Origin of the sequence: Streptomyces niveus (assembly GCF_001723055.1) — a bacterium.
GTDB classification, from domain to species: Bacteria; Actinomycetota; Actinomycetes; order Streptomycetales; family Streptomycetaceae; genus Streptomyces; species Streptomyces niveus.
This window is the reverse complement of record NZ_MDCR01000558.1, coordinates 1-1,451: the sequence shown is the minus strand read 5'-3', so window position 1 is coordinate 1,451 and position 1,451 is coordinate 1. Positions and strand designations below refer to the sequence as shown.

Below are 1,451 nucleotides of genomic sequence, written 5' to 3'. Positions count from 1 at the left end.
GCGAGCCGCGTGCGCTGGAGCTGTTCCGCCGCAGGGCGAGACTGGTCGGCCGGGCCGTGGCGCTGCTGCTGGACATGTTCGACCCCGAGGTTGTCGTGGTCGTCGAGCCCGGCACGGGGCTGCTTCCGCACTGCCTGGCCGACCTGCGGACGGCGGTCGCGGAGCACTCGCTCGTCTGCGACGACCCCGAACAGGCCGTCGTGGCAAGCAGTTTCACCGGCAGCGTGCTCTCCACGGCGGGCGCGGCCGTGGCGCTGGGCGCGCTGTACGCGGACCCGCTCGCTCCCTGGCCCCGTATCGATGCCCCGGCCGATTCCCCGGATTCCTCGCCCGGTCCCCGAGTTAATTCAGGGAGTTGCATTGTTGACCGGGCCTGAAGACGCGTCGGACAATCAATTCATGACCATTCGGCAGCGGATCTCGCGGTACATGCCCTGCCTCTGTTGTCGCGCCTGAATTCTCCTCGCGCCACGGTCCACCGCCGAATTCACCGGACTTCGCCTCCGGCCCGCTCGCAGTCGCCCCACCCGGCCACTGCCTGCCCTTTTCCCTCTCATCCGCCCTTCCTCCTGGGGGAGACGTTGACTGTCACCGTGTCATCTCAGCTCACCACGGGCATTGCCCCCGAGCGCTTCAAGAATCTGTTCCGCCGATATCCGGCGGGAGTGGTCGTCGTCACCGCCGACGCCGGTCGGGGTCCGGTCGGATTCACCGCCACCTCGCTCACCTCCCTTTCCCTCTCCCCGCCGCTCGTGTCGTTCGGCATCGCCCTCAGCGGATCCTCCTGGCCGACGATCGAGCGCGCGTCGTCCGCCGTCGTCAACTTCATCGGCGCCGAACAGGAGCCGCTGGCAAGGACGTTCGCGACCAGCGGCATCGACCGGTTCGCCGCGCCGACGGCCTGGCACCGGCTGCCGGACGGGGAGCCCGTACTGGACGGCGTCGCGGGCTGGCTGCGGCTGAGCGTCCAGCAGATCGTCCCGGCCGGAGACCACCGGATCGTCGTGGGCCGTGTCGAGGACGCCGTGTACGACGACAGCCGGCGCCCGCTGGTCTTCCACGACGGCCACTACCTCGCGCTCTGAGCCGTACGCCGAACACCTGCCCCCGAGGAGAAGAGGACCCATGTCCCGCGACCCGGACCGCAAGCCCCTGCACCTCAACGCCTTCCTGATGACCGNNCCTGGCCCGCATCGCCGAGCGCGGCAGACTCGACTCCCTCTTCCTCGCCGACGGCCCCGTCCTGCACGGAGATCCCGGGCGACGGCCCTCCAGCATCCTGGAACCCACCGTGCTGCTGACCGCGCTGGCCGGTGTCACCAGCCGGATCGGCCTGATCGCCACCGCGTCCACCAGCTACAACGAGCCGTACAACCTCGCCCGCCGGTTCGCCTCCGTCGACCATGTCTCGGGCGGTCGCGCCGGCTGGAACATCGTCACCACGGCGGGCG

At 70.0% G+C, this 1,451-nt stretch carries 2 protein-coding genes and 1 pseudogene; all 3 read left to right on the top strand.

The genetic code is table 11. The annotated features are described in order from the left end of the window. Window positions 1-377 (top strand): annotated as a pseudogene (locus BHU15_RS37545) (hypothetical protein); the annotation flags it as partial. A gap of 204 nt (window positions 378-581) precedes the next feature. Beyond that, entirely contained in the window at window positions 582-1,085 is a 504-nt protein-coding gene (locus BHU15_RS37540; RefSeq protein WP_218028104.1) for a flavin reductase family protein, read from the top strand. A gap of 97 nt (window positions 1,086-1,182) precedes the next feature. Continuing rightward, on the top strand, window positions 1,183-1,451 hold a 269-nt coding region (locus tag BHU15_RS38975), incomplete at both ends, for an LLM class flavin-dependent oxidoreductase (protein ID WP_171908540.1).